15 protein-coding genes are annotated in these 14576 nt (G+C 61.3%); 10 read left to right on the plus strand and 5 right to left on the minus strand.

Translation table 11 applies throughout. The features are described 5' to 3' along the window. Together ACSQ2Z_RS03615 and dhaK are read left to right on the plus strand one after the other, a co-directional pair. Nucleotides 1–411, plus strand: a complete 411-nt coding sequence (locus ACSQ2Z_RS03615; RefSeq protein ID WP_436079949.1) for a hypothetical protein — start codon at nucleotides 1–3, stop codon at nucleotides 409–411. Between the two features lie 93 nt (nucleotides 412–504). Then, nucleotides 505–1500 carry a dihydroxyacetone kinase subunit DhaK gene (gene dhaK / locus ACSQ2Z_RS03620; RefSeq protein ID WP_436079950.1) on the plus strand — a complete coding sequence of 332 codons (996 nt, stop codon included), beginning with the start codon at nucleotides 505–507 and terminating at the stop codon, nucleotides 1498–1500. Here the strand turns inward: dhaK and ACSQ2Z_RS03625 are convergent, their stop codons facing one another. Both ACSQ2Z_RS03625 and ACSQ2Z_RS03630 read right to left on the minus strand, forming a co-directional pair. Further along, nucleotides 1501–2832, minus strand: a complete 1332-nt coding sequence (locus ACSQ2Z_RS03625) for an NAD(P)/FAD-dependent oxidoreductase (RefSeq protein WP_436079951.1) — start codon at nucleotides 2830–2832, stop codon at nucleotides 1501–1503. It lies immediately after the preceding gene. Between the two features lie 104 nt (nucleotides 2833–2936). Beyond that, entirely contained in the window at nucleotides 2937–3974 is a 1038-nt protein-coding gene (locus ACSQ2Z_RS03630; RefSeq protein ID WP_436079952.1) for a LacI family DNA-binding transcriptional regulator, read from the minus strand. A gap of 138 nt (nucleotides 3975–4112) precedes the next feature. Between ACSQ2Z_RS03630 and ACSQ2Z_RS03635 the strand changes: the two genes are divergently transcribed. The 8 genes from ACSQ2Z_RS03635 (at nucleotide 4113) to ACSQ2Z_RS03670 (ending at nucleotide 11893) form a co-directional block, all read left to right on the plus strand. Next, nucleotides 4113–5138, plus strand: coding sequence for a Gfo/Idh/MocA family protein (locus ACSQ2Z_RS03635; protein WP_436082967.1), 1026 nt, complete (start codon nucleotides 4113–4115; stop codon nucleotides 5136–5138). Between the two features lie 13 nt (nucleotides 5139–5151). Further along, complete coding sequence (locus ACSQ2Z_RS03640; RefSeq protein WP_436079953.1) at nucleotides 5152–6054, plus strand: sugar phosphate isomerase/epimerase family protein; 903 nt, start codon at nucleotides 5152–5154, stop codon at nucleotides 6052–6054. Between the two features lie 63 nt (nucleotides 6055–6117). Beyond that, nucleotides 6118–7350, plus strand: coding sequence for an ABC transporter substrate-binding protein (locus ACSQ2Z_RS03645; protein ID WP_436079954.1), 1233 nt, complete (start codon nucleotides 6118–6120; stop codon nucleotides 7348–7350). A 285-nt stretch (nucleotides 7351–7635) separates the two neighbouring features. Further along, nucleotides 7636–8538, plus strand: coding sequence for a carbohydrate ABC transporter permease (locus tag ACSQ2Z_RS03650; protein ID WP_436079955.1), 903 nt, complete (start codon nucleotides 7636–7638; stop codon nucleotides 8536–8538). Beyond that, nucleotides 8535–9362, plus strand: a complete 828-nt coding sequence (locus tag ACSQ2Z_RS03655) for a carbohydrate ABC transporter permease (RefSeq protein WP_436079956.1) — start codon at nucleotides 8535–8537, stop codon at nucleotides 9360–9362. The genes ACSQ2Z_RS03650 and ACSQ2Z_RS03655 overlap by 4 nt, the downstream gene beginning before the upstream one ends. Further along, complete coding sequence (locus ACSQ2Z_RS03660; RefSeq protein WP_436079957.1) at nucleotides 9359–10426, plus strand: ABC transporter ATP-binding protein; 1068 nt, start codon at nucleotides 9359–9361, stop codon at nucleotides 10424–10426. The genes ACSQ2Z_RS03655 and ACSQ2Z_RS03660 overlap by 4 nt, the downstream gene beginning before the upstream one ends. Before the next feature lie 123 nt (nucleotides 10427–10549). Beyond that, nucleotides 10550–11287 (plus strand): SDR family oxidoreductase, encoded by a 738-nt coding sequence (locus ACSQ2Z_RS03665; RefSeq protein ID WP_436079958.1) that lies wholly within the window; start codon nucleotides 10550–10552, stop codon nucleotides 11285–11287. A 198-nt stretch (nucleotides 11288–11485) separates the two neighbouring features. Beyond that, nucleotides 11486–11893 carry a winged helix-turn-helix domain-containing protein gene (locus ACSQ2Z_RS03670; RefSeq protein ID WP_436079959.1) on the plus strand — a complete coding sequence of 136 codons (408 nt, stop codon included), beginning with the start codon at nucleotides 11486–11488 and terminating at the stop codon, nucleotides 11891–11893. On the opposite strand, the gene modC is transcribed toward ACSQ2Z_RS03670, so the two are convergent. The 3 genes from modC to modA all read right to left on the minus strand — a co-directional run bounded on the left by modC (nucleotide 11868) and on the right by modA (nucleotide 14496). After that, nucleotides 11868–12935 (minus strand): molybdenum ABC transporter ATP-binding protein, encoded by a 1068-nt coding sequence (modC, locus tag ACSQ2Z_RS03675; protein WP_436079960.1) that lies wholly within the window; start codon nucleotides 12933–12935, stop codon nucleotides 11868–11870. The genes ACSQ2Z_RS03670 and modC overlap by 26 nt on opposite strands. Continuing rightward, nucleotides 12932–13633, minus strand: a complete 702-nt coding sequence (gene modB / locus ACSQ2Z_RS03680) for a molybdate ABC transporter permease subunit (RefSeq protein WP_436079961.1) — start codon at nucleotides 13631–13633, stop codon at nucleotides 12932–12934. Before modB ends, modC begins: the two co-directional genes overlap by 4 nt. A 68-nt stretch (nucleotides 13634–13701) precedes the next feature. Further along, nucleotides 13702–14496 carry a molybdate ABC transporter substrate-binding protein gene (modA, locus tag ACSQ2Z_RS03685; RefSeq protein ID WP_436079962.1) on the minus strand — a complete coding sequence of 265 codons (795 nt, stop codon included), beginning with the start codon at nucleotides 14494–14496 and terminating at the stop codon, nucleotides 13702–13704. Between the last annotated feature and the right edge of the window lie 80 nt (nucleotides 14497–14576).

Genomic DNA, 14576 nt, shown 5'->3' on the forward strand with positions numbered 1-14576 from the left:
ATGGCACGCGACGTAAGCGAAGACGCCATCACGGTATACAAGACCATCCTCGCGGCCATCATCGATAATAGGCCTTCCGGTACCCGCCAGCGTCTCGCGGTGGCGCTGGGCAAACATCGCAGCTTCGTCACGCAGATCACCAGCCCGGGCTATACCACGCCGTTACCGGCCAGGCATCTGGCGACGATCTTCCAGGTCTGCCATGTCAGCAGGGCCGAACAGGACCGTTTTCTCGAAGCCTATCAACTGGCGCATCCGGGCAAACTGCCTGATCTCGGCACTGCCGGCGGGCTGCGGCAACTGACGCTGATGGTCGCCGATTTCGGCGATGAGCGGAAGAACCGCATGCTCGACGAGGCCATCCAGGATTTCATCCAGAAGATCGTCGTTCTTTCCGGCGAGGGAGACTGAGTTGCGCTCGCCTTCGTTCGACTGTGGCATCATACTCACAACGCCACTGGAAAATTCGTCCCGCTCGGATAGCATTGCTGCGGGGAGCAGGAGATGAAGAAATTCATGAACAGCGCCGGGACGCTGGCGCAGGACTGCCTGGAGGGTTTCGTTGCCGCGCATGGCGATATCGTTTTGTTCGGCGAGGGGAAAAAACACGTCCGCCGCCGGGTGCTGACGCCGGGCAAGGTCGCGATCATTTCTGGCGGCGGCGCCGGCCATGAACCGATGCACACCGGCTTTGTCGGTCATGGCATGCTGGACGCCGCCTGCACAGGCCATGTTTTCACGTCGCCAACGCCCGGCCAGATTTTGGCAGCGATCCACGAAACGGATGGTGGCGCAGGCGCGCTGCTGATCGTCAAGAATTACGATGGCGACGTGATGAATTTCGAAATGGCGGCCGAAATGGCGATGGCTGGCGGCGCACATCGCATCGAGACGGTCATCGTCAATGACGATATCGCCATCGAGCGATCGGTGCGGGGGACAGGCCGGCGCGGGGTCGCGGGCACGCTGGTTGTCGAGAAGATCGCCGGGGCGGCCGCACAGGCGGGTGCCAATCTGCGGGAGTTGAAAGAACTCGGCGATGCTGTCGTTGCCGCAACCCGCACGATGGGTGTGGCGCTGAAGGGCACGACGGTGCCGCAGACGACGCGCGAGACCTTCGTGCTCGGGCCGGACGAGATGGAAGTCGGCGTCGGCATCCATGGGGAGCCCGGCCGCTCGCGCGAGCAGATGACCGACGCGTCGGCGGTCGTCGAGCTGATCTGCAGGCGCATTCTTGAGGATTTCGGCTCGCGCGGCGAACAGTCGATCCTGCTCTTCGTCAATGGTCTTGGCGGAACGCCGCTATCGGAGCTCTACCTTGTCTTCGGTCTGGCGCGGTCATTTTTTGAAGGGCAGGGCGTGACCATCGTGCGCAGCCTTGTCGGGACCTATGTCACGTCACTCGACATGGCAGGCATATCGATCACTGTGACCATATTGGACGACCGCCTGAGCGGTCTTTGGGACGCCCCGGTTCTGACCGCATCGCTGCGCTGGTAGTCAGACTGGCGGCGCAATTTCGATTGGCGTGCCGTCGGAAAAGCGGGTGAAGCGAAAGGGTGCGGGATCAACGATCGGCATGTTACCGGTGACCAGGTCGGCAGCGAGGTGCCCGGCACCGGGGCCGATACCGAAGCCGTGGCCCGAAAATCCGGTCGCAATGACCAGTCCGGGAAGGCTGTCGAGCGTGGATATGACCGGGACTGCGTCCGGCGTCACGTCGATCAGGCCGGCCCAGATTTGCTCCACTTTCGCATCGCGCAGCACCGGCAGGCCTTCCGTGGCCGCCCGCAGCGCGTTCAATGCGCTTCTGCCATCCGGATTCGGATCGAGAATCCGGTGCCGTTCGAAAGCGCCGGGCCGGTCGAGGGGGACTGCGGAGATTTCGAACAGTTCCTGCCAGCTTCGAGCGCTAAGACCGAGCTGCACCGATCCGCCCTCGGCCTTCCTGGCAGGTTGGAATTCGCGGAAGAAGGCAAAACTGTCCGGCACCAGCGCATGCATGTTGATGCCGCCGTTGGCGATGGTATAGCCGCCGTCCAGCCGCTTCCGATAGGCATAGGTGGCGGTGGCACCTGCGCCATCCGGCCCTCGGTTCACCGCGCTGGTGCGCAGCACCGAGTTACGCACTTTCAGTTGCGGCAGCCGGATGCCGAGTCCCTTGCAGAACAGACGCGACCAGACGCCGCCGGCAAGGACGACGGCGGGAGTCTCGATGCGGCCCTTTTCGGTGATGACAGCGCTGACGCGGCCAGCGCTTTTTTCGAGGCCGCGCACGGCGCAGCCTGTCAGGATGCGGGCTCCTGCCCGGCGTGCGCCCGTCGCAATCGCCGGCACTGCCTTTTGCGGTTCGGCTTGGCCATCACTTGGCGTGTAAAGCGCGCCTTTGTATCGTCGCGCAGAGCCCAGCATCACGGCAGCCGTCTCGTCCGGGCCGATCTGCCGCGTGTCGAGCCCATGCGCCTGCGCGAGTTTCAGCCAGGCGTCGCGATTGGCGATGTCCGTCTCGTTCTCCGAGATATAGAGAATGCCGGATCGGCGAAACCCGGTCTTGCCGCCGACCCGCGTATCCAATCCATCCCAGATTTTCAGCGCTTCGATGGCCAGCGGAATTTCCCGCCGATCGCGACCCATGACCCGGACCCAGCCCCAGTTGCGGCTGGATTGCTCGCCACCGAGTATGCCCTTCTCGCACAGCACGACGTCGACGCCGTGTTCGGCAAGGAACAGCGCCGTGCTTGTCCCGATGATGCCGCCGCCGATGACGACGACACCGGCTTTCTTCGGCAGGATTTGATCGGTTTCAATCGGGTCGAGCACGGGGCCGGGCATGTGGGCTGGTTTCCAGTGTCAGAGGTGGGCCTGTCTGATTTGCACGGGATACTGCCGGTGTTCAAGTCGCGAAGAATGACCTGTTGCTGCGGCCTCGGTGCCGATCAACCATGGGGCAACATGAAGGCGTCGCTTTCGCCTTCAATCAGCTCTTCCCGCCAGATCGTCCGCAGTTCCGCATTCGGGTAAAAATGGCTGAACGGGGGCATTGTTGCCAGCAGCGCTTCCGCGAGCGCGATGCCGAGATCGCGCCGGGAGAGTTCGAAGCCGGTAAGGCTTGGCGACAGGAAATGCGTCTGGGGGCTGTGGCGGCCAATCACGGCGATATCGCGCCCCGGCTTCAGTCCGGCTTCGCTCAATCCCCGGTAAAATCCGATCGCAATGGTCTCGTTGACCAGGAGTATCGCCGTTGGCCGGTCCTTCTTCGACAAAAGGTCGTGTGCGATCTGGTACCCGCCCGCCTCGTTGGGTGTCGAGCGGAAGACAAGATCGGGGTCAAGGGAAAGGCCGTGGGCTGCAAGCGCGCTGGCGGCCTGATCGACGAAGATATAACCGAGGTTGACGTCATCATGCGGCCTTGTCACGGCGATCCGGCGGTGGCCCCTCGCAACGAGCCTGTCGATCGCAGTCTGTGCCATGCCTTCGAAATCAAGATCGAGCCAGGGCTGGCCGACGTCGGTGAGGCTGCGCCCGAGCGTGGCAAAGGGGATCTTGCGCTTGGCAAGGAACTCCAGGCGCGGATCGTGCCGTTGGGTTGCCGAGAGGATGAGCCCGTCGGCGAACCCGCGGGCGACGACGCGCCGGAGATAATCGTCCGGGTCCTCCTGAGACGAACAAAGGAGCGCGACGAGATCGAGATGGTGGCGGGCAAAGACGGTCTGCACACCATCGAAGACGCTCATGAAGAAGGTGTCGCCCTGACCGGTGATCTCCGCTCCGGTCTGCATCATGAAGCCGATGATATTGGTCGTGCCCTGCCGCAGGCTGCGGCCGGATTGGTTGGGCACGTAGCCGAGTTCGGCTGCGGCCTCGAGCACTCTTTTGCGCGTCTCCTCGTTGACATCCGGGCGGCCGTTCAGTGCGCGTGACACTGTCCCGATTGAAATGTCCAGATGTTGTGCAAGCCTGCGTATGCCCGTCATTCCAGCCGCTTTCAACGTGCGATTTCGGTATGCCCGATGTCCATCTATTGACACGTTTCAAAATTCGTTCATAGTACCGTAAACGTTTACGGTGATCGAAAAGGAGCGAAAACCGTAGATTTTGTGGAGGAGAATCCTATTTTGCGTGCAGTTTTGTGCGGATGCGGAGCTATGGCCAAAGGCTGGCTGAAAGCGATCGCGGAGACCCCTGAAATCAGAGCGGCGGTTGATGTCGTCGGCCTCGTTGACGTCAACCCGATGGCGGCAAAGGCGCTTGCCGAAGAGTTCGGTCTGGTCGATGCCGTCGTCGGTCGCGACCTCGGGACCGTACTGGCAGAAACCGCGGCCGACGTGGTTTTCGACGTCGTTATTCCGTCTGCCCGTCACGACGTTGTCGCAACGGCTCTGGCGCATGGATGCCACGTGCTGAGCGAGAAGCCGATGGCGTCCTCGATTGAGGCGGGGCGGTCGATGATCGCCCAGGCCGCCGCCGCCGGAAAAGTCCATGCCATCGTCCAGAACCGGCGCTTCATATCGGGCATTCGCCGCATCCGCCGGCTTGTCGAAAGCGGCGGGCTCGGCGAACTCACGGCCATTCATTGTGATTTCTTCATCGGTGCGCATTTTGGCGGTTTTCGCGAAGAGATGGACAATGTGCTTTTGCTCGACATGGCGATCCACACGTTCGACGCGGCCCGTTTCGTCGCCGACAAGGTGCCGGTTGCCGTCTATTGCCACGAAAGCAATCCGCGCGGCTCGTGGTATGCGCATGGTGCAGCGGCCAATGCGATCTTCGAGTTTTCCGACGACGTCACCTTTACCTATCGCGGCTCCTGGTGTGCCGAAGGCGCCAATACCAGCTGGGAAAGCCGGTGGCGGATCATCGGCACGAAGGGCACGCTGTTGTGGGATGGCGCCGAGGATTTTCAGGCGCACAGGGTATCAGGCACGGAGGGCTTCCTGCGGCCGGTCGACGCCATTCCGGTGCCTGAGCCCGCAAACGAGGCGGAGACCCATGGCCATGCCAGCGTCATCGCCGATTTCCTTGCTGCCATCAGAACCGGCCGCACGCCCGAAACGGTGAGCAACGACAATATCAACAGCCTTGCCATGGTGTTTGCAGCCATCGAAAGCGCCCGCACCCGGCAACGCGTGACCCTATGAACAGGACGATTTCATGAGCAATCCGGCAAAAGCTATTCGCATCGGCACCATGATCAGCGCATCCGGCGGCAAAGCCGCCGACCGCATCGGCCAGATTGCCGGCTTGGGGTTCGAGAGTTTCGAGCCCTTCTTCTGGCAGACCACCAACGGCCAGAATCTCGCCGATCTCGGCAAGCGCTGCATTGACGCGATTGGCGATCGCGATATCACTATCTCGACACTCGGCATGTTCGGCAATCCGCTGGAGATGACGGATATCGATCGCGACACGCTGCAGGGCTGGAAGGACTGCATCGACAACGCGCATCATTTCGGTGCTACCTGCGTCGCGGGCTTTACGGGGAGAATTCGCAACGCACCGCTGACCGACAGCCTGCCGCGATACAAGGAAATCTGGAGCGAACTTGCCCGGCGCGCCGCCGACAGGGGCATCAAGATCGCCTTTGAGAATTGCGCCATGGACGGCAACTGGGCGACGGGCGACTGGAACATCGCCCACAATCCGGATGCCTGGGAGCTTATGTTCAACGAAACGCCGGACGATCATATCGGCCTTGAATGGGAGCCTTGCCACCAGATGGTCTATCTGATCGAGCCCATCCCGCAGATCCGCAAATGGGCGAAAAAGATCTTTCATGTGCATGGCAAGGACGCGACGATCCGCTGGGACGTCATCCGTGAGCATGGCATTTTCGGCAAGGAAAAGTTCGTCTTCATGCGCACGCCGGGTTTCGGCGATACCAACTGGACAGACGTCATTTCCGAGCTGCGGCTTGCCGGCTGGTCCGGTTCCATCGACATCGAAGGCTGGCATGATCCGGTCTATCGAGATGCTTTGGAAATGACCGGCCAGGTTCACGGGCTCAACTATCTGAAAGCTTGCCGGGGCGGCGACTTCGTCGTCGATCCGGCCTGAAAGGACTGAAGAAGGCCGGCATGGAGGATGACGGCCGACAAGGATAACCAACAGGAGGAAACGATGGGTATCCGCAAATATGCAGTCATCGGCGCGCTGGCGCTTGCAAGCGTGTCGCTGTTTGGCCTGTCCGCCAAGGCGGAAGACGTGAAGATTACCGTCTGGTCTCTCGACCGCGATACTCAGCCGGCGCCAAATCTGGTGGCCGAGTTTAACAAGCTCAACAACGGCATCCAGATAGAGTACCGGCAGATCCAGTTCGATGACGTGGTCAGCGAGGCCATGCGTGCCTATTCGACGGGCCAAGCGCCGGACATCATTGCCATTGACAATCCGGAACATGCGCTGTTTTCGTCGCGCGGCGCCTTCCTCGATCTCACCGACATGATCTCGACATCGACGGTGATCAAGCCGGAAAACTATTTCCCCGGGCCGCTGAAATCGGTCGAGTGGGACGGCAAATACTACGGCGTGCCGAAGGCCACCAACACGATCGCCCTCTACTACAACAAGGACATGTTCAAGGCGAAAGGACTTGATCCGAGCAAGCCGCCGCAGACCTGGGACGCACTGGTCGATGCGGCGCGCAAGCTGACCGATCCCGCTGCCAACGTCTATGGCCTCGCCTTCTCGGCCAAGGCCAACGAGGAGGGTACCTTCCAGTTCCTGCCCTGGGCGCAGATGGGTGGCGGCAGCTATGAGAACATCAATACCGAGGGCGCGGTAAAAGCGCTCGAAATCTGGAAGACGATCATCGATGAGAAGCTCGCGTCACCCGACACGCTGACACGCGGCCAGTGGGATTCGACCGGTACCTTCAATTCCGGCAATGCCGCCATGGCGATCTCCGGCCCGTGGGAACTCGACCGCATGACACAGGAGGCGAAGTTCGATTGGGGCGTGACGCTGCTTCCGGTGCCGAAGGAAGGCGCCGAACGCTCCTCCGCCATGGGCGACTTCAACTGGGCTATCTTCGCGTCGTCCAAGCATCCGGCCGAAGCCTTCAAGGCGCTCGAATATTTCGCGTCGCAGGACGACAAGATGTTCAAGAACTATGGCCAGCTTCCGGCCCGTTCAGACATCTCGATCCCCGAAACCGGCCAGCCGCTCAAGGACGCAGCCCTCAAGGTCTTCCTCGAACAGCTGAAATATGCAAAGCCCCGCGGCCCGCATCCCGAATGGCCAAAGATCTCCAAGGCCATCCAGGATGCGATCCAGGCGGCGCTGACCGGCCAGGCGAGCCCCAAGGACGCGCTTGATCAGGCAGCCGAAAAGATCAAGGCTGTCCTGGGCTGATCTGACGGGCAATGAAACGGATCTTGCTGCTGCTCTTCTCCCCGGCGGGGAGAAGAGCCGAGAAAAGCGAGACGACGAGGGGATGTGAGCGTCGGGCGACGCGACTGCCCCGAGCACAAGCGAGGACAGCCTATGCCGCACCCCTCACCTGGCCCCACCGGCCACCTTCTCCCCGCCGGGGAGAGATTAAACCGAATGGCTTATCCGCCATCCAACATTTCCTCCCGGGAGGGGTTGTCATCTGCTCAAGCGCTTGGCAGCCCCGTTCGGGACGTCGGAGGCCCGATGAAGAGGCTCCTTTCCAGTGTCAGGGATGGCCGCGGTTTCGATATCGTGCTGGTCGCCTTCCCGCTCGGTTTTCTGTTCCTGATGGCAGGATTGCCGCTGCTGTACAACGTCCTGATGAGCTTTCAGGAGGTCGACATGTTCAGCCTCGGCACGCTGATGCGCCCCTTTGTCGGCTTGAAAAACTATCGCGACCTTTTCGCCCAGCCCGAAACGCTGCCGATCCTTGCCAATACGGCGATCTTTGTCACCGGCTCGATCGCCGGACAGTTTCTCCTCGGCTTTGGGCTCGCGCTGTTTTTCTGGGTCAATTTTCCGGGCGCCTCCTGGCTGCGTGGCCTGTTCCTCGTCTCCTGGGTGATGCCGGGTCTCGTCGTCGGCGCCATCTGGAACTGGATCCTGTCGGGGGATTTCGGTGTCCTCAACTTCATCCTGAGGGAAGGCGGTGTCATCTCCGGCAATATCTTCTGGCGCTCAGATCCGAACTATTCGCTTTATGCCGTCATCATCGCCAATATCTGGCTCGGCACCGCCTTCAACATGATCCTCCTCTCGGTCGGCCTCGCGGGTATCCCCGCCGATCTCTACGAGGCCGCCGAGCTCGATGGCGCCAATGCCTGGCAGCGCTTCTGGACGATCACCTTGCCGATGATGCGCTCCACTATCGGCGCCATCATCTCGCTTGGCCTGATCTTCACGCTGCAGCAGTTCGACCTCTTTGCCGCAATCACCTCCGGCGGGCCGAACAACTCGTCCAACGTGGCGCAATACTGGGCCTGGGAGCAGTCCTTCCGACAGTACGACTTTGCCAAGGGGGCGACGATTTCGGTCCTGATGATCATCTTCGTCATGATCGCCTCGGTCGTCTATGTCCGCTCGACACGTCACGAGGTGCGCGGATGAGCGAGACAAACCACAACCGTCTGATGTTCGTGATCGCCATCGTCATGGCGGCGATCTACCTCTTTCCGCTCTACTGGATGTACATCACCGCGCTTAAAAGTGGTTCCGAGATGTTCGCCACGCCGCCGACCTTCTGGCCGTCCGTGCCGCAATGGAGTACCTATGCTTATGTCTGGGAAAGCCGGGGCATGGAGCGCTATCTCTGGAACTCGCTGGTCATCGCCTCCGGAGCCGTGGTGCTGATCACCGTGCTCGGCGTCGGCTGCGCCTACGTGCTGGCGCGCTACCGCAATGTCTGGGTCGACATCGGTCTGTTCCTGATCCTGATGCTGCAGGTCCTGCCGGCCTCCTTGATGATCACGCCGATCTTCGTCGGCTTTTCGCAACTCGGCATGCTGGACTATCCCCGTCTTGCCGTGATCATCGCGATCGCCGCGAAAAGCATGCCGTTCTTCGTCGTGCTCGTGCGGGCCACCTTCATGGCCGTGCCGATGGAACTGGAGGAAGCGGCGCTGGTCGACGGCAACTCGCGTGTCGGCGCCTTCTTCCACATCGTGCTGCCGCTTGCCCGCAACGGCATCCTGATCAGCGCCATCCTGATCTTCATGCAGGCCTTCGGCGAGTTCGTCTATTCGAAGTCGATCATCCAGGCCATCGAGCTTCAGCCCGCCAGCGTCGGCCTTAACTCCTTCATGGGGCCGAACACCAATGAATGGAACAACATCATGGCCTACGCCACGATCTACGTGACCCCCATTCTCGCCATCTTCGTGCTGCTGCAGCGGCGCATCGTCTCCGGCCTTACCTCGGGAGCCATCAAATGACCAAGCAGATCGAACTCTCGGGCGTTAACAAATATTACGGTGCCTTCCACGCGCTGAAGAATATCGATCTCAGCATCGAGAAGGGCAGCTTTGTCGCGCTCGTCGGCCCCTCCGGTTGCGGCAAGTCCACGCTGCTGCGGTCGTTGGCCGGGCTTGAGAGCATTTCGACGGGCGATCTCAGGATCGCCGGCGAACTGATGAACAAGGTGCCGCCGCGCAAGCGCGACATCGCCATGGTATTCCAGTCCTATGCGCTCTACCCGCACATGACGGTGGAGCAGAACCTCACCTACAGCCTGCGCATTCGCGGGGTCGCCAGGGCCGAGGCCAAGAAGGCGGCAGAGGAGGTCGCGGCCACGACGGGGCTTTCGCATCTTCTCGGACGCTATCCGCGCGAACTCTCCGGCGGCCAGCGCCAGCGCGTCGCCATGAGCCGCGCCATCATCCGCCATCCCAAGGCCTTCCTGTTCGATGAACCGCTGTCCAATCTCGACGCGGCGCTGCGCGTCCATATGCGCAAGGAAATCCGCACTTTGCACGACCGGCTGCACGCCACGTCGGTCTATGTCACGCACGACCAGATCGAGGCGATGACGATGGCCGACCATGTGGTGGTGATGAAGGACGGCGTGATCGAACAGCAGGGGGCGCCGCTGGAGCTTTACGACCGACCGGCCAACAGGTTCGTCGCCGGCTTCATCGGTTCGCCGGCCATGAATTTCGTACCTGCGACGGTCGGCGAGGACGGCCGCTCGCTGGCGGTCGATATCGGCGAAAAGCAGACCATTCCGCTCGATCGCCAGCTCCAGCCGGGCCGCAAGGTGACCGCGGGACTGCGGCCGGAGCACCTGCATTTCGTCGAGCCGGGGCACGGCGTCTTCCGCCTTCCGGTCGGTATCGTCGAGACTACCGGTTCAGCGACCTACATCACTACGTCGACGGCCACCGAAGTGACGGTTGTCGACACGACCCGCAGGCCGGTCAGGGCTGGAGACGTCATCGATGTGTCCATCCGCCCGGCGGATGTGCACATCTTCGATGACGAAACAGGACTGAGGGTGTAGCCGGAGCTGCATTTGGTTTTTTCTGTATAAAAATACGTTTCCTGCCCTTGACAAGCGGGGACCCGGCGATATTCCCTGTCGGCAATCGGATGCGGGTCGTAGCCGCGACAAGGGAGGAATGACATGGGTGGACTTCTGGCCGGCAAACGCGCCGTGATCACGGCAGCGGCGCAGGGCATTGGCCGCGCCGCAGCCGAGGCGTTCCAGCGCGAAGGCGCAATCGTCACGGCTACGGACCTCAATGAGGAAAAACTCGCCGAACTTTCCGCCCTTGGCATGAAAGTCGCGAAACTCGATGTCATGAATGCGGATGCGATCTCGGCCTTTGCCGCAGAAACCGGAACCATCGACGTGCTGTTCAACTGCGCCGGGACGGTGCATGCCGGAACGATCCTCGAAGCCAGCGAGCGGGACTATGATTTCGCCTTCGATCTCAACGTCAAGTCGATGTTCCGGCTGATCCGCGCCTTCCTGCCAGGCATGATCGAAAACGGCGGCGGCTCGATCATCAACATGTCGTCGGTTGCGGGTGTCCCCATGGGTGTGCCGAACCGCTTCGTCTATTCCGCCAGCAAGGCGGCCGTTGTCGGCCTCACCAAGTCGATTGCCCTCGATTACATCAAGCAGGGCATCCGCTGCAATGCGATCGCGCCGGGCACGGTGCAATCGCCATCGCTCGAGGAGCGGATGAAGGCGCAGGGCAATTACGAGGAAGCCCGTGCTGCCTTCATCGCCCGCCAGCCGATGGGCCGCATCGGCCTGCCGGAGGAAATCGCGGCGCTCGCCGTCTATCTCGGCAGCGATGTTTCCAATTATACGACGGGTCAGGTGCACGTCATCGATGGCGGCATGAGCCTGTAGTTGCACGCTGCTTACTGCATAATTCCTAGATCCTATTCGATCTAAGGATAGAATTATGCAGCAATTCAAAGTGCTACAGCGACCTTTGCGCGTCTGATAAGACGCGCGGCGCTGTAGCGGGCCAGTGTTGCGGCCGCTATACATCGGCAGGCGCGCGTTATAGTCTCTGCCGATCCAGAGAAGGCGCGCAGCAATCGCATGACAGCAAAAGAAAACACCGGTCTCAAACCCGTCCTGAGGATCGATTTTCCTCATGCAGAGCGGCTGGGCCGGGGCAAGATTGCGCTGCTGGAACATATTCGCGAGACAGGCTCGATTTCGGCGGCGGGCCGCGCCATGGACATGTCCTATCGGCGGGCCTGGCTGCTGGTGAGCGCACTCAATAGCATGTTCAAGCAGGATGCGGTCTTGTCGCAGCGCGGCGGAAAACAGGGCGGCGGCGCAGTCGTCACACCCTTCGGAGAAGAACTGATCCGCTGTTTCCGGGCGATGGAGGAAAAGACCGAGGCGGCGCTTCCGGGAGAACTGGCCTGGCTGGAGAGCAATCGCAATCCCCATGCGATGCCGGCTGGCGTGCCGGTCACAGATCCAGCGCAACACTCTTGATGACGGCATGAACCGGCTTGCCGGCCTGCAGACCGAGCACGTCGCGCGAAAGCGTGGTTATCCGGGAAATGATCGTTACTCCGCCGCAATCGAGACGCACATCCACCATGCCCTGTACCGCCTCGCCGATCCCGACGATCGTGCCCGGAAGGATGTTGAGCGCGCTTAAGCCCTCCGGCCGGCTGGTGGCCAGCATGACATCGCGGGCCGCGATGTGAAGACGCACCGCCTTCCCGACTGGCACCTCCAGGTGCGGCACTTGAATCAGCACGGTGCCGGAGCGAACGATCGTGATCTGGTGCGAAACATCGCTGGTTTCAACGACACCTTCGATCAGCGCGCCCGCCTCGCGGCGGCTGATAGCCGAGGATGGCGCGCTCAAAATCGTCGCCGCATCTCCGGATGCGCTGATCCTGCCGTTTTCGAGCACGATGACCCTGTTGGCCAGCCGCGCGACTTCGGCGACGGAGTGGCTGACATAGACGATCGGAATTGCCGTTTCATCCCGCAATCGCTCCAGATAAGGCAGAATCTCTGCTTTCCGCTCCTCGTCGAGCGCGGCCAGAGGCTCGTCCATCAAAAGCAGGCGCGGGCTTGAGAGCAACGCCCGGCCGATGGCGACGCGCTGCTTTTCGCCGCCTGAAAGATTGGCCGGCGCGCGGTTGAGAAGCGCTCCGATGCCGAGCAGATCGACAATCCTGTCAAAGTCCGGTCCTTCGCCGGCGTACCGCGTGAACCAGCGGCCATAGTCGAGATTGCGCCGGACGCTCAGGTGCGGAAAAAGCCGAGCCTCCTGGAAGACATAACCGAAGCGGCGTTTGTGCGGCGGCACGAAAACGCGGGCCTCGCTATCGACGAGAACATCGCCGTTGAATGCAAGCTGCCCGTCCTCGGGGCGCAGCAACCCGGCAATGATGTTGACCAGCGACGTCTTGCCAGATCCGGAGCGGCCGAAGAGGGCGGTAACACCCTTGTCCGCAGAGAATGCCGCCGTGATGGAAAACGCGCCGAGACGATGGCGGATAGCGACCTTAAGGCTCATGCGGCGTCCATTTTCTTCACCGCGAGATTTGCCAGGACCTCCGAGACCATCAACGCTGCCATGGATATGACGATGGAAATGACGGTCAGGCGAAGCGCGCCTGCATCGCCGCCGGGCACCTGGGTGAAGGTATAGATCGCCGAGGAAAGCGTCTGGGTTTCGCCGGGGATATTGGAAACGAAGGTGATCGTCGCGCCGAATTCGCCCATCGCCTTGGCAAAAGCGAGGATCATGCCGGCGATGATGCCGGGCAGGACGAGGGGAAGCGTGACTGTCAGGAAAACCCAGACAGGCCCGGCGCCGAGCGTTGCCGCCGCCTGCTCGAGCCTGCGGTCGACCGCCTCGATCGACAGCCGGATGCTGCGTACCATCAGCGGAAAGGCCATGATGGCGCAGGCAAGTGCTGCCCCCGTCCAGCGGAAGGAAAAGACGAGGCCGGTGTATTCGGCGAGAAAGGCACCGATCGGCCCGCGTTTGCCAAACAGGATCAGCAGGAGAAAACCGGTGACGACCGGCGGCATGACCAGAGGAAGGTGAACGATGCCGTTGAGGACGGCTTTTCCCCAGAAGCGGCCGCGCGCCAGGATCAAGGCAATGCCGATCGCCAAGGGCAGGCTGGCAAGCATGGCGACAAACGATACACGCAGGCTGAGAAGGATCGCCGTCCACTCCGCGTCGTTCAAAACCAGCCAGTCCAAATGCTGCTCCCGTCTTTATGGCAGACGATAGGCGCTCCATCCGTTGGCGGCTGGAGCGCGTCTTTTCGTTAGTTCAGGATGATAAAGCCCTGCGCCTCAAACAGCGCTGCGGCCTTTGCCGATTTGACGAAATCCAGATAAGCGGCGGCGTCCGGATTGCTGCTCTCTGCCGTGAGCGCGATCGGATAAACGATCGGCGGGTGGCTGTCCCCCGGGAAGGTGCCGACAATTGCCACGCCTTCGTCTGCAGCGGCATCCGTCTTGTAGACGATGCCATAGGGTGCTTCGCCCTTGGAAACCAGGAGAAGTGCTGCGCGGACGTTTTCAGCGCCGGCCACGTTCTTTTCGACGGAAGACCAGACGTTGAGCTTTTCAAGCGCGGCCTTGCCATATTTGCCGGCAGGAACGGAATCGACGGCGCCCATCGCAAGTTTCTCATCGCCCAGCAGGCTCTTCAGGTCGAAGCCCTGCTTGATATCGACGGGGGCTGCATGCTCGCTGCCTGTCACCAGGACGATGCGGTTGCCGAGCAGGTTGGAGCGGGTGTCGTCCTTGATCAGTTTCTTTTCGGCGACATAGTCCATCCAGGCCAGATCGGCGGAGATAAAGACATCGGCCGGCGCGCCGGCTTCGATCTGCTTGGCGAGTGCCGAACTTGCGGCATAGGAGACGATCGTTTCCTTGCCGGTTTCCGTCTGCCACGCGGCGTTGACGGCATCGAGCGCGTTCTTCAGGCTGGCCGCGGCAAAGATTGTCACTTTTTCGGCGGCGGCTGCGGGCTGGGCAAACGGCATTCCACTCAGCCAGAGAGTGGCGGCAGCAGCGACGACAAATTTCAGCAAGGCTCGGCGTTCTCTGCGCATGCGGTTCCCCAAGGGTATATTTCTTTAGATATAACCCCAAAAAGCGAATGACCAGCGTTATGTTTCAATAAATATATTGA

This window comes from Pararhizobium sp. LjRoot235 (genome assembly GCF_964254145.1).
Lineage (GTDB): Bacteria > Pseudomonadota > Alphaproteobacteria > Rhizobiales > Rhizobiaceae > Pararhizobium.